This is a genomic window from Brachybacterium sp. NPDC056505 (genome assembly GCF_042794925.1).
GTDB lineage: Bacteria > Actinomycetota > Actinomycetes > Actinomycetales > Dermabacteraceae > Brachybacterium > Brachybacterium kimchii.
In genome coordinates this window covers 96,091-119,174 of sequence record NZ_JBHTSV010000005.1, presented here as the reverse complement: position 1 = coordinate 119,174, position 23,084 = coordinate 96,091, and the positions used below count along the sequence as shown (strand labels likewise).

General features: G+C 66.6%; 18 protein-coding genes. 16 read left to right on the top strand and 2 right to left on the bottom strand.

All coding sequences use genetic code 11. From position 1 onward, the window contains the following. The first annotated feature begins 2 nt into the window (after positions 1-2). Together ACFQ53_RS05540 and ACFQ53_RS05535 are read left to right on the top strand one after the other, a co-directional pair. Entirely contained in the window at positions 3-1,637 is a 1,635-nt protein-coding gene (locus ACFQ53_RS05540; protein WP_377856515.1) for a hypothetical protein, read from the top strand. Continuing rightward, complete coding sequence (locus ACFQ53_RS05535; RefSeq protein ID WP_377856512.1) at positions 1,634-3,325, top strand: arylsulfatase; 1,692 nt, start codon at positions 1,634-1,636, stop codon at positions 3,323-3,325. Before ACFQ53_RS05540 ends, ACFQ53_RS05535 begins: the two co-directional genes overlap by 4 nt. A gap of 104 nt (positions 3,326-3,429) precedes the next feature. Here the strand turns inward: ACFQ53_RS05535 and ACFQ53_RS05530 are convergent, their stop codons facing one another. After that, positions 3,430-5,502, bottom strand: coding sequence for a hypothetical protein (locus tag ACFQ53_RS05530; protein ID WP_377856509.1), 2,073 nt, complete (start codon positions 5,500-5,502; stop codon positions 3,430-3,432). A gap of 117 nt (positions 5,503-5,619) precedes the next feature. Between ACFQ53_RS05530 and ACFQ53_RS05525 the strand changes: the two genes are divergently transcribed. Then, positions 5,620-6,567 (top strand): hypothetical protein, encoded by a 948-nt coding sequence (locus tag ACFQ53_RS05525; protein ID WP_377856506.1) that lies wholly within the window; start codon positions 5,620-5,622, stop codon positions 6,565-6,567. A 108-nt stretch (positions 6,568-6,675) separates the two neighbouring features. Here the strand turns inward: ACFQ53_RS05525 and ACFQ53_RS05520 are convergent, their stop codons facing one another. Then, on the bottom strand, positions 6,676-8,199 hold the full coding sequence (locus ACFQ53_RS05520; RefSeq protein ID WP_377856503.1) for an FGGY-family carbohydrate kinase: 1,524 nt from the start codon (positions 8,197-8,199) through the stop codon (positions 6,676-6,678). Positions 8,200-8,465: 266 nt separating this feature from the next. Here ACFQ53_RS05520 and ACFQ53_RS05515 point away from each other — a divergent pair, with 266 nt between their 5' ends. From ACFQ53_RS05515 to ACFQ53_RS05455, 13 genes are all read left to right on the top strand, one after another. Then, positions 8,466-9,527, top strand: coding sequence for a hypothetical protein (locus ACFQ53_RS05515; protein WP_377856500.1), 1,062 nt, complete (start codon positions 8,466-8,468; stop codon positions 9,525-9,527). A 699-nt stretch (positions 9,528-10,226) separates the two neighbouring features. Continuing rightward, positions 10,227-10,688 (top strand): PTS sugar transporter subunit IIA, encoded by a 462-nt coding sequence (locus ACFQ53_RS05510; RefSeq protein ID WP_377856497.1) that lies wholly within the window; start codon positions 10,227-10,229, stop codon positions 10,686-10,688. Positions 10,689-10,749: 61 nt separating this feature from the next. Continuing rightward, on the top strand, positions 10,750-11,052 hold the full coding sequence (locus tag ACFQ53_RS05505) for a PTS sugar transporter subunit IIB (RefSeq protein WP_200502169.1): 303 nt from the start codon (positions 10,750-10,752) through the stop codon (positions 11,050-11,052). A 1-nt stretch (position 11,053) separates the two neighbouring features. Beyond that, positions 11,054-12,343: a PTS sugar transporter subunit IIC gene (locus ACFQ53_RS05500; protein WP_377856493.1), complete on the top strand. Its 1,290-nt coding sequence runs from the start codon at positions 11,054-11,056 to the stop codon at positions 12,341-12,343. A gap of 45 nt (positions 12,344-12,388) precedes the next feature. After that, positions 12,389-12,910: a hypothetical protein gene (locus ACFQ53_RS05495; protein WP_377856490.1), complete on the top strand. Its 522-nt coding sequence runs from the start codon at positions 12,389-12,391 to the stop codon at positions 12,908-12,910. 16 nt (positions 12,911-12,926) lie between these two features. Then, positions 12,927-13,772 carry a ketose-bisphosphate aldolase gene (locus tag ACFQ53_RS05490; protein WP_377856487.1) on the top strand — a complete coding sequence of 282 codons (846 nt, stop codon included), beginning with the start codon at positions 12,927-12,929 and terminating at the stop codon, positions 13,770-13,772. 14 nt (positions 13,773-13,786) lie between these two features. Beyond that, positions 13,787-14,599: an AAA family ATPase gene (locus ACFQ53_RS05485; RefSeq protein ID WP_377856484.1), complete on the top strand. Its 813-nt coding sequence runs from the start codon at positions 13,787-13,789 to the stop codon at positions 14,597-14,599. Then, positions 14,596-16,620, top strand: a complete 2,025-nt coding sequence (locus tag ACFQ53_RS05480; RefSeq protein WP_377856481.1) for a BglG family transcription antiterminator — start codon at positions 14,596-14,598, stop codon at positions 16,618-16,620. Before ACFQ53_RS05485 ends, ACFQ53_RS05480 begins: the two co-directional genes overlap by 4 nt. Positions 16,621-16,719: 99 nt before the next feature. After that, positions 16,720-17,040 carry a nucleotide pyrophosphohydrolase gene (locus ACFQ53_RS05475; RefSeq protein ID WP_377856478.1) on the top strand — a complete coding sequence of 107 codons (321 nt, stop codon included), beginning with the start codon at positions 16,720-16,722 and terminating at the stop codon, positions 17,038-17,040. Then, a complete protein-coding gene (locus ACFQ53_RS05470) occupies positions 17,027-18,751 on the top strand; it encodes a DNA/RNA helicase domain-containing protein (RefSeq protein WP_377856475.1) in 1,725 nt (574 codons plus the stop codon). Before ACFQ53_RS05475 ends, ACFQ53_RS05470 begins: the two co-directional genes overlap by 14 nt. Positions 18,752-18,877: 126 nt before the next feature. Further along, positions 18,878-20,317 carry a P-loop ATPase, Sll1717 family gene (locus ACFQ53_RS05465; RefSeq protein ID WP_377856472.1) on the top strand — a complete coding sequence of 480 codons (1,440 nt, stop codon included), beginning with the start codon at positions 18,878-18,880 and terminating at the stop codon, positions 20,315-20,317. Between the two features lie 256 nt (positions 20,318-20,573). Continuing rightward, a complete protein-coding gene (locus tag ACFQ53_RS05460; RefSeq protein ID WP_377856469.1) occupies positions 20,574-22,229 on the top strand; it encodes an alpha-L-arabinofuranosidase C-terminal domain-containing protein in 1,656 nt (551 codons plus the stop codon). A gap of 5 nt (positions 22,230-22,234) precedes the next feature. After that, entirely contained in the window at positions 22,235-22,969 is a 735-nt protein-coding gene (locus ACFQ53_RS05455) for a DUF429 domain-containing protein (protein ID WP_377856696.1), read from the top strand. Positions 22,970-23,084: the final 115 nt, after the last annotated feature.

The following is a 23,084-nucleotide window of genomic DNA, read 5'->3' as shown; positions in this document are numbered from 1 at the left end:
TCATGTCCTCACGATTCGACCCCACCCGCCGCGCACTCCTCGCCGCAGGCGGTGCAGGCGCCGCCGCGCTGCTCGCCGCCTGCAGCAACGAGGGCCGGGGCGGCATCCCGGTGAAGTACGCGAACGCGCCCGTGAAGCTGCCGGAGCACATCCCCTACCAGGGGGTCTCGCCGGACCTGCCCGGCGATCCGAACACCGGGCTGATGGACGGGTACTTCGAGTACCCGTCGTCCCCCACCGTCGCCACGTCCGGCGTCCCGGGGGACGGGGATGTCATCAGCTCCCTCGTGCGCACGGACTCCCCCGTCCCTCCCGGCGTCTCGCGGAACGCGTTCTGGCAGGCGCTGAACGAGCGCCTCGGCTCCGACCTGAAGATGAACATCGTGCCGGCGCCGGACTGGGACCAGAAGTTCGCCACCGTCGTCGCCGGCGATTCCCTCCCCGAGCTGTTCGTCGTCGCGGGCGGGATGCAGGAGCTCCCGAAGTTCCTCGAGGCCACCGCCGCCGATCTCACGCCGCACCTCTCGGGGTCCGCGGTGAAGGACTACCCCTTCCTCGCCAACATCCCGACGGACACGTGGCAGCAGAGCGCGTACAACGGCAAGATCATGGGGATCCCGGTCCCCCGGGGGATCATGAGCTCCTCGATCCTCTACAAGAGGACGGATCTGCTGGAGGAGAAGGGCATCACGGAGGATCCCGACTCCTTCGAGGAGTTCCTCGCCCTGTGCAAGGAGCTCACCGCGCCGCGGTCCAATGTGTGGGCCCTGGGGGCCGCGCCCCTCGACGCGGTGCGTCAGATGCTCGGGATCCCCAACACCTGGTCGGAGCAGGGCGGGCAGCTGACGCGCAGCCTCGAGGCCGAGCAGCAGAAGGAGGCGCTCGAGGCGACCCGGAAGATGGTCGAGGCGGGCGTCGTCAGCCCCGATGCGTTCTCCTCCCAGGCGACCGACCGCAAGAACTGGTTCGTCGCGGGCCGCAACTACTTCATGATGGACACCCTCTCCGCCTGGCCGAACTTCGAACAGATCCAGTCCGTCGGCGAGAGCTTCAGGATGGACGCCATGCGCACGCCGGGATTCCACGGCGAGGCCGGGATGGCCTGCGCCTGGCTCGGCAACCCGACCTACGGCATCTCGAGCATCCGCAAGGATGCCGGCGACCGGATCCCGACCCTGCTGAGAGTGCTGGACTTCCTGGCGGCTCCTTTCGGCACGGAGGAATACCTGTTCCGCACGTACGGGGTCGAGGGCGTCGACTACGACCTGAAGGGCTCGGACCCGGTGTCGACCAACCGGGGCACCACGGAGACGCCGCTGGGATTCCGCTACCTCGCGGATGCTCCCTGGCCCGTCTACGTCCCGGGCAAGGAATACTCCACGCAGAGCTGGTACGACGCGCAGAAGATCGTCGTCGGGTACGGCGTCGCCGATCCCACCCTCGGGCTGTACTCGGAGACCGACGCCCGCATAGGCGGCAGCATCACGGGACGCATCGATGACCTCACGAACGACATCCTCCAGGGCCGCAAGCCGGTGTCCGCATGGGATGACGGGGTGGCCGCGTGGAAGAAGGCGGGCGGGAACCGGATCCGCGACGAGCTCGAGCAGGCGCGGGCGGACAAGGAGTCCTCATGACCTCGACGACGCAGCCCGGGGGGTCTGCACGACGCCCGAACATCATCCTGATCCTCGCCGACGACATGGGGTTCTCCGACATCGGATGCTTCGGCGGGGAGATCCGCACACCGCATCTGGACCGACTCGGGGCCGAAGGCACCCGGATGACCAGCTTCTACAACACGGCGCGGTGCTCGCCCTCGCGCGCGTCGCTCCTCACCGGCCTGCACCCCCATCGGACCGGGGTCGGGATCCTCACCGGGAGCACGCTCCCCGCCGGCTATCCGGGGGACCTGGACCCGCGCTGCGCGACCATCGCGGACATGCTCGGCGGGGCCGGTTACAGGACGTCCTGCGTCGGCAAATGGCATCTCGCCGGGAATGTGCGGGAACCGGGCCCCGCATGGCCCACGCGTCGCGGGTTCGAGAGGCATCACGGGCCGCTGGGAGGTGCCACCAGCTATTTCGATCCCGTGACGATGGTCGAGGACGAGGAGCCGATCGAGACCTTCGACCCGGACTTCTCGCTCACCGAGCATCTCGGCGACCGTGCCGACGCCGAGATCCGCGCCGCAGCACAGGATCCTCGGCCCTTCTTCCTGTATCTCGCGTTCACCGCGCCGCACTGGCCCCTGCATGCGCGTCCGGAGCAGATTGCCGAGTGCCGCGGGATGTACGACGAGGGCTGGGACGTCGCCCGCGCCCGACGCCTCGAGCGCATGAGCGAGCTCGGCGTCCTCGAGTCGGCCACGGAGCTGACCGCACGGGACGAGAACGTCCCGGCGTGGGACGAGACCGCGGACCACGCCTGGCAGGCGCGGCGGATGGAGGTGTACGCCGCCCAGGTGAGTGCGATGGACGCCGCCATCGGCAGGGTCCTCGACGCTCTGGAGGCAACGCAGCAGTCCGACGACACGATGGTCCTGTTCCTCTCGGACAACGGCGGGTGCGCCGAGGAGATCCCTCCCGGATGGGCCGACGAGATGGACCCCGTGCCGTATAACGTGCCCGTGCGCACCGCGACCGGGGAGAGGGTGCGCAAGGGCAACGATCCCTCCGTCGTCCCCGGGCCCGCCTCGACGTTCGCGAGTTACGGGCGCGCGTGGGCGAACGTCTCGAACACCCCGTTCCGCGAGTACAAGCACTGGGTCCACGAGGGGGGCATCGCCACGCCGCTGCTCGCCCGATGGCCGCGCGGTGGCGTCGCCGCCGGCTGGGACCGCACCCCCGCTCAGCTGACCGACATCGTCCCGACGCTGCTCGAGGCGGCGGGCATCGGTGCAGCGGATCGGGCCTCGCATCCCGAGAGCCCGCCGCTGGAGGGTTCGTCCCTGCTCGCCGGGTGGAGGGGCGAGGAGAGCATGTCGGACACCCATCCCCTGTTCTTCGAGCACGAGGGGAACTCCGCCGTCCGCTGCGGCCGATGGAAGGCGGTGCGCGCCTTCGGCAGCGACTGGGAGCTGTACGACGTCCAGGTCGACCGCACCGAGCGCCACGACCTCGCCGCGGACCTGCCGGAGCGCGTCGAGTCGCTGGTGGGCGCGTGGCGGGACTGGGCTGATCAGTGCGGTGTGCGGGACCGGTCCGGGATCCTCGAGCAGCAGCAGGGTGGGCGCGGGAGCTGTGGCGGTCGTGGCCGCCAGGGCCGTGGTGGGCTGATCCAGGACGTGCGGTCCGCGTGGACCGTGCGGGAGATGCAGGGCTGAGGGGTGGGTCGGGCACGGGCCGCCATCAAGGGGTAGGTCGCGGGAATGATTGGCAGGGATCTGAAGAAAGTGGGGCGTCGATCCTCCGCGGGCCTGCATCGCCGTCAGCTCCGCCGATCTCCAGCAGCGAGCTCCCACAGGATGAGCGCGAAGTGGTACTCCTCGATGTTCCCGCCTCGGGGCTCGACCGCGTAGGCCTGCTCGATCAGGCCAGCAGCGTGAGGCTCGGGCTGCCCGAGGGCCCGCTCGAAATAAATCTTGAGGGTCGCGTCTGCGGGACAGGAACTGCCTCCGAGGAGGAGGGAGACCAGGCCCGCGATCACGGTCCCCGCGTCCGGGAGGCCGCGCAGCACATCGACCCATGCCGATATTCCGTGACGTTCGATGGCCTGCCGCGTGGCTAGAGAGTTACATCGGTGGACGGCCGCCCGGGCGAGGCGATGGGCGCGCTGCAGGGCATGGGCACCGGCGATGCCGAACTCGCCGGCTTCCTGCACCATCTCCTCGATGTCGGCGTCTGCCAGGCGCACGAGGTCGTCGGCGGATCCGGGGTGCAGGGCAAGCGCGTCTGCGGCTACCGAGCGTGCTGCAGCGAGGCGTGCAACGGGGCTCAGCTGGAGGTCCTCGAGGAGGACTGCGGTGATCAGCACGGTGCCGATCCCTCGCCGCACCGAGAGGTCCGCGCAGAACAGAGCCTCGGGAACGTTTGCGATCGCCTCGAGCAGACGGTCGGCGTCGGCTCCTCCTCCATCGTCGCCGTCCCGACGACCGAAGATCTCGTCGGCCGCCGCCTCCACTCCTGTGCCGAGATGCGCTGCGGCCCAGATGCGACGGAACTCCGCGCGATGCGACGGATCCTGATGCCTGTGCGCGTGCTCGATGAGCGCGGTTCGTGCGTGGTCCGTCTCCCCGATCCTCGAGAGCGCCGTGACAAGGTCTCCGACTGCGATGTCTCCCCACATGGGGTGGCCTGGGAACGTGTCGTGCAGTTGATGGATCAGACGTCCGCCGTGGGGGTCGACGGGGTTGTGCCGGGGCCAGCCGGGAGCCCAGCGAAGGCACCCTGCCGCTCGTGCGGCCTTGAGAAGTTCCAGGCCACGACGCGGTGACCAGGACTGTGGAAGCCTGACGAAGTACTCCCCGTAGGGTGCGGCGGGCCAGTTCTCCAGCACCTCCAGGAGGTCGTTCTCGTCGGCCGCTGCATGCACGGCTTCGGCGCGCGCACGGTGGAGTGCGTGGTTGACGTGTGCGATGGACTGAGCTTCGTGTTGCTCTCCGAGTCGCTGAAGCATCGCTCGTGCGACCGCGGGAGCTGCACCCCCGACCCGATCGAGCATCACCGCGATCCAGGGATAGTCCGCTTCCTCCGACTCCGACTCCGCATCCAGGAGCGTCATGGCGACCACGTCAGGATCCACCAGGTCATCGACCACGAGTCGCCCCACCGCGGAGCACGCGATCGTGAGCGCCCAGAACGGACTCGGGCTCTCGGCCGGATCCGTCGCTGCTCGCCGCAGGGACCCGATCAGTCGAAGAAGAGCAGCAGCACTCGCGCCGTGAGGCCAGTACTCGAGGTGACCGCCCAGCTCGACAACGAGTTCTTCGGCTGCCGAGATCGCTGCCGGACCTGCCACCGCCTGCCCATCGAGGCCGCGATCCTCCGAGAGCGCGACGAGGAAGTCGCTCACGACCTCCGCCGGCTCTCCGGCAGCGACGAGCGCCCGTGCCACGCGCAGACCTCCAGCCGTCGACCCTGCATCGCGCAGCGCGATGAAAGATGCGTCGGGCTCCCCCGCCGCGTGAGAATCCACGACGAACTGTGCCAGGCCCTCCCAGCCAGTGGAGAGGGCGACGAGCGCATCGACCCGCGAGAGAAAGCGCGCCCACTGCCCCGAGTCGATTCCACCCGCCGTGTGCAGGTGCCGCAGCCGGGCGGCGATCGCGTGGGCGCAGAGCTGATCACCCTGGGCCCCGCCGCAGGTGCACATGACGGCAGACGGCCACGTCCCCGCCTCCCACGTCACGACATGCGTCGGCGTCCCGTGGACGAGAGACTCTCGGCGAGTGCCCTCTCGCTCGACAAGCTCCACCGCTCGGTTGGCCAGCTCGCTGCCCTTCCTCACCACATCCGGCGAGGCTGCGCGCCCGATCAGCTCGAGCTCGAACGTGATGTCCATGCCCCGAGTATGGACAGCACGGGGGACATTCACCTCCGAGCGGCAGATCGCGAAGTGCGCTTTGCGACGTGCGCAGAACTGGCACCACATGTCGGAACCGCTCTCTACTATCCAGTCATGACAGCACTTCCGACGTCCCTGCGCTCCGCTTACGTCCGCTGGAGTCGCGCGGGCTCCCCTGACCAAGGCCCTTTCCATTGGCGCCCCGCAGCATGGGATCGTCGCTTCTCACTCAACGGAGCACTCACGATCGACGGCGTCGATCTTCGAGCATCGATCCGGACCATCGCCGAGGCGTGCGCGTCAAGCCACGCTGAAGAGTCCTTGATCGACCGCTCGGTCGTCGCATCCCTGCACCGTCCGGAGGTGCTTCGACTCGGCACTCCGGCCGCTCCCCAGGCCGTGGTGACAGCGTTCATCGCCGCCATGATCTGGGGATACGGCACAGCAGGGTACGGTCCCTTCCGCACGGAGCGGGTGCTCGCCGCGGATCCAGCGGCAGTCCAGCACCTGATGGGCGTTGCAGAGACCTGCCTTGCCGCTCCCGACGGCGGGATGCGCGCCTTCGAGCTGGTCGCGAAGGAACGCTTGGAGAACAAGACGTTCCTGAAGTACCTCGGGCCGGCGTTCGGGACCAAGTTCCTGTTCTTCCTGAGTGCCGCAGCGGATGACGTAGACCCCGTGCCGGTGATGGATGCCGTTGTGCGTAGGTGGTTCCGCAGCGAAGCCGACATCGACCTCACCACGCTGTCGTGGGCCCCCTCGAGCTATGAGGCCTACCTGTCGGCTCTCGATGCGTGGAGGAATCAGCTCCCTGCCACGAAGGATGGGAGGCCTCTGTCCCGCGACGAGGTGGAGCTCCTCGTCTTTGCGAGTGCCCGTGGCGACGCAGTCTCGTGGGACCGGGATGCCGCCTTCCTCGACGAGGATGACCTCTCCGTCGATCAGCTCCTCGACCTGTTGCAGCCCGAGATCGAGAGGCTCGCGGAGACGCGCGGCGGCGAAGGGACGATGTTGCTCAACCAACTCGCGACCTGGGTGGCGCGATCGGACTCCGAGCACTGATCAGAGAGCCTGTGCACAGCGGGTCTATCGCCGGGAGCGTCACGCGCCCGGCGTCCTCCGCCGCACGAATGTGGTGCTCGCTGGGGCGATGCGATGAACGTCGGGCGATCACCCGCGGCGCATGCCACCGACGTCCGCCGCTGCGTCGTACAGAGCCCGGTGTGCCGGCCGAAGCCGGGCGTAGGCGGTCGCAGCGACCGGGTCCGGGGCGTTCAGGCCCCCACCGCGCTCCGCGAGCGGCGCGATGCGGTGCTCGAGGCCGAGGGCCTCAGCACCCGTGATCGCCGCGCCCAGCAGTGTCGCGTCGGCCAGCTCGGCGTCCTCGGCCGGCGCCCCGGCACTTGAATCCTTGCTCTCGATACCGCGGACCGGGCGCCCGGTGACGTCCGCGAGGATCCGCCGCCATGGCCTCGAGGCCGCTCCACCGCCGACGACAGTGAGCGCGTCACCTTCGCCCGTTGCGGGCTCGAGCGCATGGGAGAGTGCGAACGCGACGCCCTCGAGGGTCGCCGCATACAGGTCGATGGGCCGCGTCGAATGGTCCATGCCGAGCACTGCACCGCGCAGGGCGTCGTCCCGCACGGGGTAGCGCTCGCCGCCGAGCGAGGGCAGGACCAGCAGCCCGGTCGGCCCCCGCCCGTGCTCGCTCTCCCGCGCCTCGAGCAGCGCATCAGCCTCATCAGTTCGTGCTCCGTACAGAAACGTCTCCCGCGCCCAGGCGGCCGCCGCGCCGGCCGAGAGCACAGCGGAGATGCGCAGCTGGTGGTCTCCGAGGGCGAGGAGGTGGGAGGCATCTGCTGGGCGAGGACGTTGGCTCTGCACGGAGCGGATGCTCGCGATCCAGCCGCTGGTGCCGAGCGAGGCGTGGTCGCGCCCGGGGGACGTTCCGGTGACGCCGAGAGCTGCGGCGCCGGCATCGCCCGGAGCGAGGACGATCGGCACTCCCTCGTCGAGCCCGAGCAGCTCGCGCGCGCTCGCCCCTGTGCGGCCCACGACCTGGCCGAGACCGCTCGTGAGACCTGGCAGCAGCGCCCCGTCGAGGCCCGCCGCCCGGGACACTGCGGGCGACCACTCTCGGGTGCGGGCATCGAACAGGCCCGTCGTCGACGCGGTGGTCAGGTCGCACCACCGGTCGGCTCCGAGACGATGCGCGAGGTGACCGGCGGGGCCGAAGGTGATTCCGCGGGTCTGTTCGGCGGCCGACGTCTCGGTGCGGGCGAGGCGTCGGAACATGGCGGCGCAGCTGCTCGCGTCCTGCCGGTTCCCCGCGAGCGCGTCCCAGTCCTCGCCATCATGGGCGAGGATCTCGCGAATCTCGCGGGTCTCGGAGGCGGCACGCAGGTCTGTGTAGAGAACAGCCTGTCGCACCGGGGCGTGCTCGCCCTCGAGGATCAGATCCTGCATCTGGCCGGTGAGGCACAGCGCGGAGACGTCGGCCGCTCGGGAAAGCATCTGCGCGATCGCCGTGCGCGCGGCGCGGATCCAGTCCTCGGGCTCCTGCTCCGAGCCGCCGTCGGGCGTCGAGGTGGTCGAGTACGGGACGCGCGCAGTGGCGAGGGGCCGGCCGTCGAGGTCAATCAACGCGGCCTTCACGGAGGACGTGCCGAGGTCGAGGCAGAGCAGCGGGGGCATGGGGCCAGAGTAAGCACGAGGACCGAAGGCTCCCCAGCCCCTCGACTGTTGAACCCAGGGAGCAAACATGTCCGAGCCCTCAAGGCCCAACCTCCCTACGACAAGTCATGCAAGTCCGCGAAGACAAGCCTCACTACCGCGCCGCACTCAACTCCAATTGCCCCCCCAAAGTCCTTTCAACGCACGGAAGGGGATTGACCCACGACCGACAATCCTGGATGCTGTTACGGTGCCCGCTCTGCCACCTATAGCACAATGGACCCTCCATGGACTTCTGGGAACTGCCACTTTTGATCGGACTCATGGGACTCTTTTTCCAGCTTTGTATCGGAATAGCGCAACTTTGCACGGCGCAATCGATCAAAGCGCCAAGACCTATGGATTTCTCTGAAATCAGATCTCGCGATTTGGATTTCAGGGGCATCATAGCGCCTGCAATGGCGGCACTTTTCTCGGGAGTTCTAGTAAGCGTCTCGGCATCGTACTTTTACGACTCTATCGGCTCCGACCACTCTCGCGCACTTCAGGTCTGGGGGATGATATTTTTCGCCGCGGCCACCATCACGCTCGGAGCCACGCTGCACTATTCACTCAAAGACGGAGGGTCTGCCGAGGGCCTGGCGCGCAATCCTCACACCATAGAGGCGGCGGCGCGCGAGGTCGTCCGCAACCCTGAGGAGCCGCCAGTCCCCTCCGCTCGCCTATCCAAGCAATTGGATCAATGGGAAGCCTCCATCGGATGCCGGGCGCTCCAATTTTCAGGGAACCACGCAACACCAGCCCTGAACTCGCGGCTGGAATCTTCACTTCACGACCGCACTTTCGTTCAGGCATTGCTTAGTTCCTGGTCAATTTACTGGTTCGCATGCGCCGCATTCAAGATTCGCGCAGGCTGGCCAGTCTTGATGTGCGTAACGTATATCGTCGGCGTCACATTGCTTGCGCTAGAGGAGGCCGACTTCCGAATCGACAATGCCGTGCACATCCTACTCACCTTCTCGGCACTGGTAGGAGTCGGCATTATCATTCTAGCCTTTTATGCCCTCGCTCGCGGAAACTACGCGAGGCGGTGGCACGCCGTTAACGTTGAAGGGTTGCGTGCTGCTCGCTCTGCGATTGCCGAGTCAACCGCAGCCGAACGCGACGCTACCGAACGTCACGCAGCCAGAATGAAGGCTCTGGACACCCTATGTCGACTCATCGAACACACACCGAACATAATCCATGCAGATCTGCAGTTCGACAATTCGGCCTCGGCCGGAATTGGAATCCGGACCGGAAGCCGACTCCTTGGGAAGATCAGAAATGCTGTGCGGCGCAATATGTAAGCTTCTTCAACAAAATCGATCCGAGACAAGACGGGATCTGCAGTATCTCCACAAGATGCTAGCGGTAGACCTAGCCGAATCCGCCGATCCGGCATACGCAGCCACGGATTTCAGCATATCCAAGGCGTCGCGGAAATGCGGGACGAGCGCCAAATTGTTAACACCTTGACCCTCACCAATATTGCGGCCACACCGCTAAGGCTTCGCCTTGAATGTTGCCAAGGAGATTCGTCATGAACGGATAGTAACGCTCGCCTGAATTGCGGAATCGACTCCGTGCACCCTGGCTCATCCAGGGTTCTCTCGCGGAAACCCGGAGGCCTCGGCGCGGCCCCGAGTTCAAAAGCCCTACATATTCGCAACGCGGCATGCGACAAAGGTAATTCGCGACTATTGCTCCCCTAGATCGCTTCGGAAAAGACGTCTCTAGTTGCGCTCCAGAAACAGGCTCTTGCTGACCCGAAAGGGAAGACACCTTTTCGGTCACCTCTAAGTTTGCAACCTCCCATAAGGTTCGAGCCGGCGTCTCGTGCGTCGCCGGAAGCATCACCCCTTGTGGCGCGCAAGACCCTACTTCCTGTTCCCTGGCGGGCACGTCTTCCGCCACCCCCGCCCCACGCGGAAGAACATCTGTTGGCCCCCGCTCCCCCGCACCTCGCATGCTGATCGGGACGTTCCACCCGACAGAGAGGTCGCATCGTGCCGACATCGCTTCCCCAGCTGATCACCGAGGACCACGTGGTCCTCGGGGCATCGCCGGCGTCCTGGCAGGACGCGATCCGCGAGGCGGCGGCGCCACTGCTGGCCTCCGGGTCGATCGGCGGGGGCTACGTGGAACGGATGATCGAGGTCGTCGACCGCTTCGGCCCGTACATCGTGCTGGCCCCGGGCGTCGCGCTCGCGCACGCCCAGCCCGACGGCTCGGTCGCCCGCACGGCGATGAGCGCCCTCACCATTCCCGGCGGGATCGCCTTCTCCCACGAGGAGAACGACCCCGTCCGCCTCGTGCTGTGCCTGGCCGCGGCCGACGCGACCTCGCACCTCGAGGCGCTCAAGGGATTCGTGCAGATCATCCGCCACCCGTCGGCCGTCGACCGGCTCGTCGCGGCGCGCTCCCCCGCGGACTTCCGCGGCGCTCTCACCCCCGCGCCCGTCGACTGACCGGCGCCACCTCACCAGAACCCGCCCGGCCACCGGGCCCTTGCAAAGGAGCAGACCCACCATGGCGAACACCCCCACGATCTATTTCATCTGCGGCGCAGGACTGGGCAGCAGCCTCGCCTGCCAGATGGAGGCCGAGGAGGTCCTGGCCTCGCACAAGATCCGCGCGAAGACCGAGCACGAGTCCGTCTCCTCGGTCGGCGGCATCAAGACCGACGTGATCGTCTCAGCGGAGAGCTTCCGCCCGCAGATCGAGAAGTACGACATCGACCCGTCGATCACCCTCGTCTACCTGCACAACATCGTGGACAAGGACGAGATCACCCAGAAGCTGATCCCCGCGCTCGAGGGTCGTGAGGCCTGAGATGGGCGTCCTCGACTGGATCATCTCCAACATCTTCACGCAGGCCGGGATCGTCATCGCCCTGATCGCGATGATCGGCCTGATCCTGCAGCGCAAGGACGTCGGCTCGATCGTCGCCGGCACCTTCAAGACGCTGCTGGGATTCATGGTCCTCGCGGCCGGCTCCGCGGTGCTGGTCGCGACCCTCACCTACTTCGGCACGCAGTTCGAAGCGGCCTTCAACCTCACCGGCATCGTCCCGTCGATCGAAGCGGTCAACGGCTTCGCGACGAACGACCTCAAGCTGGGCGGGCCGATCGCGATCGCCTTCCTGGGCATCTTCATCGTGAACGTGCTGCTCGCCCGCTTCACGCCCTGGAAGTACATCTTCCTCACGGGTCAGGCGCTGCTGTGGATGGCGACGATGACCGTCGTGTTCGGCTCGGCCATGGGCCTCAGCGGAGTGTGGCTGATCATCGCCTGCAGCGTCGTCGGCGGCATCTTCTGCGTGGCGATGCCCGCGATCGCCCAGCCCATCATCCGCAAGGTCACCGGGAACGACGCGATCGCCCTCGGGCACTTCTGCACCATCGGCTACATGGTCGAGGCGGGCGTCGCCTACCTGGTGCGCGATCGCAGGCCCGATCGCAAGACCACCGAGGACCTCAAGCTCCCGCGGGCCTTCGAGTTCCTGCAGGACACCTACATGTCCCTCGCGGTCGTGATGATCCCGCTGTTCCTGATCACCGCGCTGTTCGCGGGCCCGGCCGCCTCGGCCGACGCCGCCGGGGACACGAACTTCCTGGTCTACGCGTTCCTGCAGGCCATGCAGTTCGTGGTGGGCGTGTACGTGCTGATGGCCGGCGTGCGCCTGCTGCTCGGCGAGATCGTCCCCGCCTTCCGCGGCATCTCGATGAAGCTCGTGCCGAACTCCAAGCCCGCGCTCGACGCTCCGGTGCTGTTCCCCTACGCGCCGAACGCCGTGATCATCGGCTTCCTCACCACCACGATCGGCACCGTCATCGCCATGTTCGTGCTGCCTCTCGCGGGCTTCGCCGTGATCGTCCCGGGCATGCTCACGAACTTCTTCGCGGGCGGCACCGCGGGCATCTTCGGCAACGCCGTGGGCGGCAGGCGCGGCGCGATCATCGGCGGCATCGTGCACGGCTTCTTCATCACGCTGCTGCCGGCGCTGCTGGTGGGCACGTTCCAGACCCTCGGCTTCCCGAGCCTCTCGGCGACCGACGCCGACACCATCGTCGCCGCCCTCCTGTTCGCCTGGGTCATCGGCCCGATCATCAAGGCCTTCTGAGGCTGACGTCCGCACCGCCATTCCCTCCACGAGACAGGAGACGTCATGGGATTCTTCGAACGCCTGCTGGGCACGCGACCCGGCGCGAGCACCGAGAATGCGGCCGACGGGGGCTCGGCCAGCGGCCGGCACGACGGCACGGCCGACGGCACGGCCGGCAGCTCGGCTCGTACCTCGGCCCGCACGTCGGCGGACGCCGCCCCCGCGCCCGAGCTGACTGATGCCGAGCGCGAGCAGACCACCGCGCGCATCGCGGAGATCGACAGCGCGCTCGCCTCCGCATCCGCCCCGTCGGCCGCACCTGCATCCGATCCCGCCGACCTCCACGAGGAGCTCGGGATCCTGCACGAGCGCCTCGGGGACACGGGCGCCGCGATCACCGCCTTCGAGGCGTCGCTCGAGGCCAGGCCCCGCTACGGCACCTCGTACAACCGCCTCATGGACCTGTACAACACGCGCCGTGCGCAGGCCGCCTCGGCCGGAGACGGCGCCGCGATCAACCAGTGGATGTCGAAGATCGACGCGCTGCTGGCCACCTCCAAGCGCATCATGCGCGAGAACTACTGAGACCCAGGGAGCACCCGTGTACGTCACCCTCAGCGAAGTCCTGACCGAGGCCGAGCGCATCGGCTCGACCGTCGGCGCCTTCAACGCCCACAACCTCGAGATGATCCCGCCGATGATCCTGGCCGCGCGCGATGCCGGCAGCCCGATCATCATCCAGACCTCCGTGGGCACCGCCCGCTACATCGGCATGGAGAACCTCGTGGCCCTGTGCCGCGGCATGGCCGAGCGCGAGCCGGTCGACGTGGTGCTCCACCTGGACCATGCGACGAAGCTCGAGGACATCCGCGACGCGATCGACGCCGGGTACAGCTCCGTCATGTTCGACGGGTCCTCCCTGCCGTTCGCGGAGAACGTGCTGAAGACCCGCCGCGTCGTCGAGTTCGCCCGCGAGCGCGGCGTCAGCGTCGAGGGCGAGATCGGCACCATCGGGGGCACTGAGGACGGCATCTCCGTCGCCGAGGGCGCGCTCACCTCCCCCGAGGAGGCGCGCGCCTTCCACGAGGCGACCGGCGTGGACGCCCTCGCCGTCTCCATCGGCACCCATCACGGCTCGTACAAAGGGAAGACCCAGATCGACGTGGGGCTCGTCGAGCGGATCCACGCCGCGGTCGACGTGCCGCTCGTGGTACACGGCGGCACCGGGGTCGACGAGGCCGACTACGACGCCCTGCGCCGCGCGGGAGTGCGCAAGTTCAACATCGGCACCGAGCTCATCGTCGGCTGGACCCGCGCCGCGAAGGAGACCTTCGGGGCGACCGAGGTGAACGCCTCCCTGCGCAACAACATCGTCCCCGCGAACGACGCGGTCGCCGGCATCGTCCGGCACAAGATCGGATGCCTGCTGCCCGCCCGGATCTCGTGAACGGGGCGGGGCCGGTGGCAGGCGGGGAAGCGGCCGACGGGGCGCCCGCCGTCGGTGCGGGCTCGGCCGACGCCGGCTCGTCGGCCGACGATCGTCTCCTGCTGCTGATCGCCGGCTACCCGGGCACGGGCAAGAGCCGCATCGCCGATCTCGTGCAGGAGCATCTGGGGCCCTTCCGCGCCGTCTCCATCGATGACCTCAAGGAGCAGCTGTACGAGCAGGAGGGCTTCGCCGACGCCGATGCGAAAGCCCACCTGGATCGCGCCGCGCTCGAACTGTTCTTCGCCCGGGTGCATGCGGCGATGGCGGACGGGGTGCGGGTGCTCGCCGAGTACCCCTTCAGTGACAAGCAGAAGGACGTGCTCGCCGCCGCCTACCGCCGCTATGGATATCGGCCGGTGACGGTGCGGCTGGTCGCGGACTTCGAGGTGCTGTTCGAGCGCCAGCGGCGACGCGATCTGGATCCGACCCGCCACCTGGGACACCTCGTCGACGCCTACGAGCACGGCGATACGCTGGCTGATCGCCGTGCGGCTCCGCAGCTGCTCAGCGTCGAGGTGTTCCTCGGCCGCTACCTGCACCGCGGCTACGGGGAGTTCATTCTCGGCGACCTGGTCGAGATCGACACCACCGACTTCGCACAGGTCGACGACGCCGACGTGCTCGCTCGGATCGGCGCGGCGGTCCGCCGGGGCGACGGGAACGGCGCGAAGGCCGCGGCGGATGTGGAGCGCGTGGAGGGCGCGATCAACGGAGCCGACAACCAGGACGCATCATCGCAGAACGGGACGCGCACGACGTCGGAGAGGACGGAGCACACACCATGACCCCGTCCCGCACCGTCTCTGCCGCACCCGCGCCCACCCGTCGCGAGCCCTGGGAGGCCACGCGCCAGCGCCTGCTGGGCGCGCTGGTCGAGGCGGGACCGGGCGCGGTCTCCGCCGAGGGCCTGTCCCGGCGTCTCGGCGTCTCCACCCGCAGCATCCGCAACTACGTCTCCCGGTTGAACGCCGAGCACGACGCGGAGGTCGTCTCCTCCTCCCGCGCCGGCTACACCCTGGACCACGCGCGTCTCGCCTCGGCCGGCGCCGGCACTGAGCGCCCCGATCCGGGCCGGCGCGTGCTGAGCCCCGGGGAGCGGCTCTCCGCGCTGCTGCGCTCGATCGTCACCGCGGACGACGGCGCCGACGTCTTCGAACTCGCCGAGGACCTGCGCGTCAGCGACTCCACCCTCGAGGCCGACCTCACCAAGGGGCGCGCCCTCCTCGCCATCCACCACCTGCGCCTGGAGCGCAGCGGCCCCCGCGTGCGGATCGTCGGACCCGAGCTCGCCAAGCGCCGCCTGGTCCGCCAGATCATGACCGACGCCGCCCGCTCGCGCGCCCAGTTCGTCTCCGTGCGCGAGCTCGCGATCGAGTCCTCGGAGCCGTCGCTCATGGGGTTCCGCGAGGGCCTCACGCGGATCCTCCGCGAGCTGGGTCTGCTCGCCACCGAGAACAACCAGCACGCGATCCTCGCGCACGTCGCCGTGATGGTGGGACGCGTGCGCCAGGGCCACCAGTTCGACGCGCCTGGATCCAGCAGCACCGCCGACGACCTGCGCCGCGACGCCGCCCACCGCATCGCCGAGCTCATCGAGACCACCTTCGAGCTGCGCCTCCCCACCGGCGAGGAGGACTACCTGGTGGGGCTGCTGGACGAGAACACGACCCCGGAGGACCTCTCGCTCGTGGTCGCCGGACGCCTCGCCCCGCGCGAGCGGGTGCCGGACACGACGGCCGACGCCGAGGTCGACTTCGTGGCCGTGGTGCGGCGGATCGTCGCCCAGGTGGGCGAGAACTACCTGATCGACCTGGACAACGAGCGCTTCATCGCCTTCCTCAGCCTTCACGCGCGGAACCTGGTGCGGCGGGCCCGGCGGCGCCAGAGCGCCCACATCCCCGTCGGCCAGTCGATCAAGGACACGCACCCACTCATCTACGAGGTCGGGATCTTCATCGCGCGCCGGCTCGAGCTGGCGCTCGGCGTGGAGATCCGGGCCGACGAGATCGGCCTCATCTCCTTCCACGTGGGCGCGCATTTCCAGAGCGTGTATGCGCGCGAGCGCCTGGTGCGGATCGCGATGATCTCGCCGACGTACCTCGACCTGCAGGACTCCGCGCGCAGCCTCCTGCAGTCGGCGATCGCCGGCGTCGGGGAGATCGAGACCATCGCCTTCGACGAGGCCGAGATCACGACCGGGCCCTCCGCGCCCGACCTCATCGTCTCGACCGTTCCGCTGCAGGGCCTGCAGCGGGAGCTCGCCTCCCCCGTGCTGCACCTGAGCGCCCTGCCCGGAGCGCAGGACCTCGAGCAGGTGCGCAGGAGCGTCCTCGAGATCGCCGCGGAGAAGCGGCGCAGCCGCGTCGGCGCCTCCCTCGTGAACCTCATCGAACCGCAGCTGTTCCTGGACCTCGAGGCCACCACCCGCGAGGACACTATCGCGCAGATGTGCGCGGCCCTCGGCGAGGCGGGGATGGTCGAGCCGGGCTTCCACCGGGGTGTGCTCGAGCGCGAGGAGATGTCCTCGACGTCGCTGGGCACGGGCGTTGCGATCCCCCACTCGATGGTGATCGACGCCCACACCTCCTCGATCGCCGTCTACGTGCCGACCGAGCCGATCGTGTGGGGCGAGGACGAGGTCTCGATCGTCGCCATGATGGCCTTCAGCAAGGACAGCCGCGAGGAGTTCGGTGAGCTCTTCGAGGCGCTGATCCGGGTGCTGTCCAAGCGGGAGAACGTCGAGCGGCTGGCGGTGCGGGCGGGGACGTACGAGGAGTTCATCCGGGGGTTGTTGGAGGTGATCTGACGTCGGGGACACCACAGTTCTGTGGGCCAGTAGGTGCTCGTCTCAGCTCCGGGCCGGACGGCTTCCGAGGCGTCCGCCAATGATGTTAGATTCACCACCATGTCCACCACGCGCACGATCAAGGCTCTGCGGGCATTCGTGGCCGAACGGGACTGGGGACAGTTCCACTCCCCCGAAAATCTCGCGAAATCGGTGTCGATCGAGGCGGGCGAGTTGCTCGAGTGCTTCCAGTGGAACGTCGACGCGGCAGAGAGCAACGTGGCCGACGAACTCGCCGACGTGCTTACCTATGCGCTGCTCCTGGCGGACCGTCTCGACCTCGATCCCGAGCAGATCATTCTGGACAAGCTCGAGCGCACGGGGCGCAAGTACCCCGTCGAGAAGGCCAGAGGGCGGAGCACGAAGTATGACCAGCTTTGAAATCGAGGAGTTAGCGTTCGATCGCCCGTCCATCGCGGGCATGCCAGGCTTGGATCCGCGACTCGAGAACTGGCCGGTCGTGTACCTCCTTGACGATGCTCGTAGGATTTACGTGGGAGAGTCCATCGGCGCAGCCACACGGATGCGCCAGCATATTGACAGCCAAGCGAAGCAGGGACTTCGCGGCATCCGAGTGATCCTGGACGACACCTTCAACAAGTCCGTATGCCTGGATCTTGAATCCCACCTCATCCGGTGGTTCGCGGGGGATGGCCGGTTCGCTGTCATGAATCGCAATGACGGCATCATCGACTCCGACTACTACCGACGCTCCGATTATCGCGAGGTCTTCCGCGACGTCTTCGAGGAACTCCATCAGGCGGGCATGTTCACCCGCAGCATTCCTCACATCGAGAACAGCGACCTCTTCAAGCTCTCGCCGTTCAAGTCTCTCAACAGGGACCAGGCAGTCGCGGTCGACGCTGTCATGGAGGGGCTCGCAGCGGACCTCGAGGCGGGACTTCCCAGCATGTCGGTCATCCAAGGTGACCCGGGTACAGGGAAGACGATCGTTGGCATATACATCATGAAGCTACTCCGCGACATCGCGGATGCTCGCGACGTCGAGGATGCCCAGCCGGACTCGATCTTCGCCGACCTGTTCCTCGAAGAGAATCGACAACTGTTCGAGGGGCTCCGTGTGGGCCTCGTCGTGCCCCAGCAGTCACTGCGCGAATCCATACGACGAGTGTTCAAACGTACGCCTTCGCTCCACGCCGCCGAAGTGGTGACCCCCTTCCAGGTCGGAAAGGATCCGGAACCGTACGACATTCTCGTTGTGGACGAGGCTCACCGGCTGACACAGCTTGCAGCCCAGGCAATGGGCACACTCACTAGCGATTTCCGCGAAATCAATTCGCGCCTGTTCGGCGGCGACGAGTCGAAAACCCAGCTCGACTGGCTGCAGATTCGCAGCAAACACGTGATCGCGCTCCTAGATTCCGAGCAGAGCGTCCGACCCACCGATATCTCTCCCGGCGTATTCACCCGACTCGTGGACACATCTCGCCGTGACGGCCGTCTGTTCCCGTTGCACTCCCAGATGCGTGTAGCTGGCGGCAATGACTACATCTCATTTGTCAGGGCACTCCTCTCGGACGAACCACCACAAACCCGTCCAGACTTCGGAGAATATGAGCTGAAGTTGTTCGACGACTTCGGAGAAATGGTGGATTCAATTCTTGCCCGAGATGCCGAGTTCGGCCTATCCAGGCTCGTCGCCGGCTACGCGTGGCCGTGGCGCTCCAAAAAAGATCGCAGCTTGCCCGACATAGAAATCGACGGAATCGGCTTGCCGTGGAATCGAAATCCCACGGACTGGATCAACTCGCCTACCTCTCTCCACGAGGTCGGATCCATCCATACTGTCCAGGGCTACGACCTCAACTACGCCGGCGTCATCATCGGTGGCGACCTCACGGTCGACCCGACGACCGGTGAGCTATGCGTAGATCGGGACTCGTACTTCGATACGAAGGGTAAAGCAAACAACGTGATGCGGGGGCAGGTGACAACCAACGAGGACCTGTTGCGCTACGTGCAGAACATCTACCGAGTACTGATGACGCGAGGGATTAAGGGGACCTATGTCTACATCTGCGACGGCGCTCTTAAACAAAAACTAAGGTCGTCTTTGGAGAGTTCCTGCTGAAAATACGAAATGAGCGCGCAATTGTCCTTACCGCGATCAATCAGGGCCACTATTTAAGTGCAGTTGATACGAGTCGGTAAGCACTCCCGGCGGCAATAGACATCGTTCTGACAAGGAGCAGCCTAAATGACCACCAAGCTTCAAAAGCTAGGCATTAGAGTTGGAGATCTCGACTTCGGAAGCATTGATGCAGAATCCGATAGGGAACTTAGCAACTACTTCATCAACACGCCGCACGTGAAGTATCTCTATTCTGGCAGAAGGACGCAGCTGATAGGGAGGAAGGGGAGCGGCAAGTCGGCACTTTTCACGCAAATCCCGCGCATAACCTCCGATTTACCCACATCGCCAATTGCCGTGCTATTGACCCCTAACCAATACGCCTGGTCAACCCTAAAGCAATACGAGGAGCAGGGTCTCTCCGAAGAGCAGGCGCACGCAAACGCCTGGAAATTTACATTAATCGTGGAAATCGTGGGCGCTCTGCTCGAAACGCGCGTCGACTGGACGGGGGAAGCCAAGCGCGCAATCGGCATTCTTAGACAATTTCTCAAGGATAATTTTGGGAAAGTTTCTCCCGGATTCCTCAAATCTGCAACCTCCATAGTGAGCGGGCTCCAGTCCTTCAACCTTAGCGCCTTCGGGTTCGGCATCGGCGCAAGCTCTGACCGCGAGCAGCAAGTTCTCACCCCTGCTGTACTTGAAGAGCTTGTATCCCTGCTAGCCCCGGTCTTGGAACAACAACCAGTCATTGTTGCGCTGGACAAGTTGGACGACTCCTGGGATGGCTCGGATCGAGCCCGCTCGCTAATGGTCGGACTTGTAATTGCCGCAAAGGATTTGAATGACAGATTGGGTTCCGTTTCTAGCGGCGAACGTTTGCGCGTCAACGTGTTTTTGCGATCAGACATATACGATTCACTCAAATTTGACGAGAAGGACAAGCATCGTCAACTCGAAGAGTGGCTCCTGTGGACCCCTGATCTGCTTCGCGAAATGGTTGACAGGCGCCTCCCGAGCGACCTATCGATTGACGACGTATTCGAAGCCGGTGACATGCGGGGGTCAATTACGCCCTTCAATTACATCGTTAAGAGAACTTTCTTGCGCCCACGCGAGGTCATCCAATTTCTTGACGAAGCACAGAGGAAGGCGGGGGATGCGGCCTTTGAAATCTCTAAGGACGACATCCGTGGCGCTGAAGAGCGGTACAGCAAGTGGAAGGTCGATGATCTTCGGCAGGAGTTCGCTAAGGCGTTTCCGGACTTTGGTCGGCTACTTGAATGCTTGCGGCAGCAGGTTCACCGTTACGATTCCATCAGCGACCTGCATGATCTAATTCGCGAGCGCGACCCCGGACTCGCTGAGCAATACGGTACGCAGGCGCTGGTTGAGCGTCTATTTGAGTATTCCGTAATCGGGGTTCGTGTCTCCAATCAGGGATCTACCAAATTCAAAGCCGAGGACAGTGACTTGACGCTACCGAGTTCCGGCGCCGCCTACATCCATCAAAGTTTATACAGAGGGCTTGGAATTACTGAAGCGCGAAAGAGTGCCGATTCTTAGGCCGGGCAACTCCGAATTGGATTGTCGATTCCGCCGACAGCAACCCCGTGCTCGCCTTGACAAGCGTCAAGGAGCTCTTTTGTAATGAGCGCCCGTGCAGGATGGGAACGCGATTTCGCACAGGCACGCAGTTCACCTGCGAAATCGACAATCACGGCAGAGAATCAGTACCCTGTACAACCCGATGGTGGGTAGCTCGGAGACGCAACAAGAGCTTGCACGATGCCCCTTCCCACCACGCATCGGAGAGGACCCCGTGCATCCCCCCGCCACCGCCACAGACACCCCCACCGCCCAGATCGCTCTCACCCACTCCCCCGACTCCCCCGCCCTCGACCCCAAGATCTACGGCCACTTCCTCGAGTCCGCCTTCTTCGGGAACATCGAGGGCGGCGTCTTCGACGAGGGCTCGCCGCTCTCGGTGACCAGCGATGGCCCGCTCGACGGTTGCCGACAGGACGTGATCGACGCCTGCCGCGAGCTGGGCATGCCCGTGGTGCGCTGGCCGGGCGGGAACTTCACGTCGGCCTACTGGTGGCAGGACGGCACCGGGCCGCGGGACGAGCGCCCGCGCCGGCTCGAGCTGGCCTGGGGTTCGGAGGAGACGAACAGGTTCGGCACCCCGGAGTTCCTCGCCTGGTGCGAGGCGACGGGCGCGACCCCGTACCTCGCCCACAGCTGCCGCAGCGTCGAGGACGCCGCCCGCTGGGTCGAGTACTGCAACCACGCCGGCGACACCGCGATGACCCGCAAGCGCTCGGCCGACGGCCTCGTTTCCCCGCGTCCCGTGCCGATCTGGGGCATCGGCAACGAGGTCTTTGGGCCCTGGCAGATGGGCCATCGCAGCGCCGAGCAGTACGCGCACGATGCCCGCGAGCACGCCCGCTTCATGCGCGCCGTGGACGGCTCGATCCGCTTCGTGTGCGTGGGCCTCGACGACGACCGCTGGACGGACGTGGTGGTGCGCGAGCTCGGCGAGCTCACCGACTGGTTCTCCGTGCACGCCTACGGCGCCGGCTTCCACCTGGTGGACCCGAGCCGCGAGGAGTTCGACGCGATCGTCGCCCAGGCGGTCCACATGGAGCAGGTGCTGCAGGGCTTCTCGCAGAAGGTCGCCGCCGCGGCGCACAGGCACGGCATCACCAGCCCCCTGCAGATCGCTTTCGACGAGTGGAACATGCGCCACTACGAGCCGCGCAGCTGGCCCGAGCCGCACCCCGGGGCCGACGGCGGTATCGCGCCCCGGGACACCTCCGGTCCGGCCGATGCTCCCGGCGTCGCGGGCGACGTCGGCTGGAAGGTCAATCGCTACTCCCCCAGGACCCTCGCCGACGCCCTGTTCTACGCGGGCGTCTTCCACGCCATCCACCGCACCGCGGGCAACCGCGTGCCGGTGACCATGGCGAACACCGTCAACCTCGTGAACGCCAACGGCCTGCTCGCCGTGCGCGAGGGCGGGCTGGTCAGGTCCTCGACCTTCCACGTGTGGGACCTGTACCTGAACCACTTCGGCACCCGTCCGCTGCTGGCCTCGGTCGCCGGCCCCGCCGTGACTCTGCCCGTGCGCCACGAGCAGGGCTGGGGCGGCGAGGCGCAGTGCGTCGATGTGCTCACCTCCGTCGCGCTGCTGGACGTCAGCGCCACCGAATCGGCCGACGGTTCGCGCCGCTATCTCGCGGTGATCAACCGCTCGGCCGACCAGGACATCGATGCTGTGCTGAGCGTGGAAGGTGAGCTCGTGACCGGGCTCGTCACCGTGCACAGTCTCGGCGACGGGGTCGAGGACCTCTTCGCGGTGAACACGATCGAGGTCCCGGACACCGTCGCCCTGCGGGAGCGGTCGCTGGTGCTGGAGGGCGGGAGGTTCACGGCGCCGGCGCACTCGGTGAGCGTGGTCGAGTGGGAGGTGTGAACACGATGGCGATGGGTGTGTTCGTCGGCGTCGATCTCGCGTCCGAACCGCGCAGAACGGGCCTCGCGGTGCTCCGCGAGCACGAGGACGGGGCCCGCATCGAGGACGTGCGGGTAGGGGCAGACGATGGCGATCTGATCGCAGCGATCACGCATGCGTCCAAGGCCGGTGTGGACGTTCCCTTCGGCTGGCCGAGTCGTTTCATCGACGTGGTCAGCGCGCACCGAGCGGATGCCCTCCCTGCCCCGCCGGACACAGGTCCTGACTGGCGGCGAAGCGTGCTCTTCCGGGAGACGGATCGCGAGGTCCATCGCCTCGTGGGCAAGACGCCGCTGAGCGTCGCAGCGGACAAGATCGCCTCCCCGGCCATTCGCTGGGCGGGGATCGTGGCGGCGCTGCGAGAGCAGGGCCTCGCCACCCCGCGCGATGGCACCGGTGTGGCCTGCGAGGTCTATCCGGGCGCCGCGCTGGCCGCGTGGGGATTCGGGGCACCCCGCTACAAGAGGGCCGGTGGCGCCCTGGTGCGCGGAGAGCTCGTCGAGCAGCTAGCCGCGCGCTGGCCGTGGCTGGACTGGACGGGGCACCGGGACGAGTGCACTGCTTCCGACGACGCACTGGACGCGGTGATCGCCGCTGTGGTCGCTCGCGAGGTGCATCATGAGCGCGCCGTGCCGCCGCCAGCGCACCTCAGCTGGGCAGCAACGGAGGAAGGATGGATCTGGCTTCCGAGACCCGGATGACGCCCTCCCCGCGCGCACAGCATTGCGCATCCGAGGCACCCCGCACCATCGCTCTCGGTCGGGACAGGGGCGCGCTCCCCACCCTGAACGCGCAGAATGACCCTGCACGCGGATG

Bases quoted from the DNA above. Each gene is read 5' to 3' on its own strand.
- ACFQ53_RS05540 (WP_377856515.1), top strand. From the start codon at position 3: ATGTCCTCACGATTCGACCCCACCCGCCGCGCACTCCTCGCCGCAGGC.
- ACFQ53_RS05535 (WP_377856512.1), top strand. From the start codon at position 1,634: ATGACCTCGACGACGCAGCCCGGGGGGTCTGCACGACGCCCGAACATC.
- ACFQ53_RS05530 (WP_377856509.1), bottom strand. From the start codon at position 5,502: ATGGACATCACGTTCGAGCTCGAGCTGATCGGGCGCGCAGCCTCGCCG.
- ACFQ53_RS05525 (WP_377856506.1), top strand. From the start codon at position 5,620: ATGACAGCACTTCCGACGTCCCTGCGCTCCGCTTACGTCCGCTGGAGT.
- ACFQ53_RS05520 (WP_377856503.1), bottom strand. From the start codon at position 8,199: ATGCCCCCGCTGCTCTGCCTCGACCTCGGCACGTCCTCCGTGAAGGCC.
- ACFQ53_RS05515 (WP_377856500.1), top strand. From the start codon at position 8,466: ATGGACTTCTGGGAACTGCCACTTTTGATCGGACTCATGGGACTCTTT.
- ACFQ53_RS05505 (WP_200502169.1), top strand. From the start codon at position 10,750: ATGGCGAACACCCCCACGATCTATTTCATCTGCGGCGCAGGACTGGGC.
- ACFQ53_RS05500 (WP_377856493.1), top strand. From the start codon at position 11,054: ATGGGCGTCCTCGACTGGATCATCTCCAACATCTTCACGCAGGCCGGG.
- ACFQ53_RS05495 (WP_377856490.1), top strand. From the start codon at position 12,389: ATGGGATTCTTCGAACGCCTGCTGGGCACGCGACCCGGCGCGAGCACC.
- ACFQ53_RS05480 (WP_377856481.1), top strand. From the start codon at position 14,596: ATGACCCCGTCCCGCACCGTCTCTGCCGCACCCGCGCCCACCCGTCGC.
- ACFQ53_RS05475 (WP_377856478.1), top strand. From the start codon at position 16,720: ATGTCCACCACGCGCACGATCAAGGCTCTGCGGGCATTCGTGGCCGAA.
- ACFQ53_RS05470 (WP_377856475.1), top strand. From the start codon at position 17,027: ATGACCAGCTTTGAAATCGAGGAGTTAGCGTTCGATCGCCCGTCCATC.
- ACFQ53_RS05465 (WP_377856472.1), top strand. From the start codon at position 18,878: ATGACCACCAAGCTTCAAAAGCTAGGCATTAGAGTTGGAGATCTCGAC.
- ACFQ53_RS05455 (WP_377856696.1), top strand. From the start codon at position 22,235: ATGGCGATGGGTGTGTTCGTCGGCGTCGATCTCGCGTCCGAACCGCGC.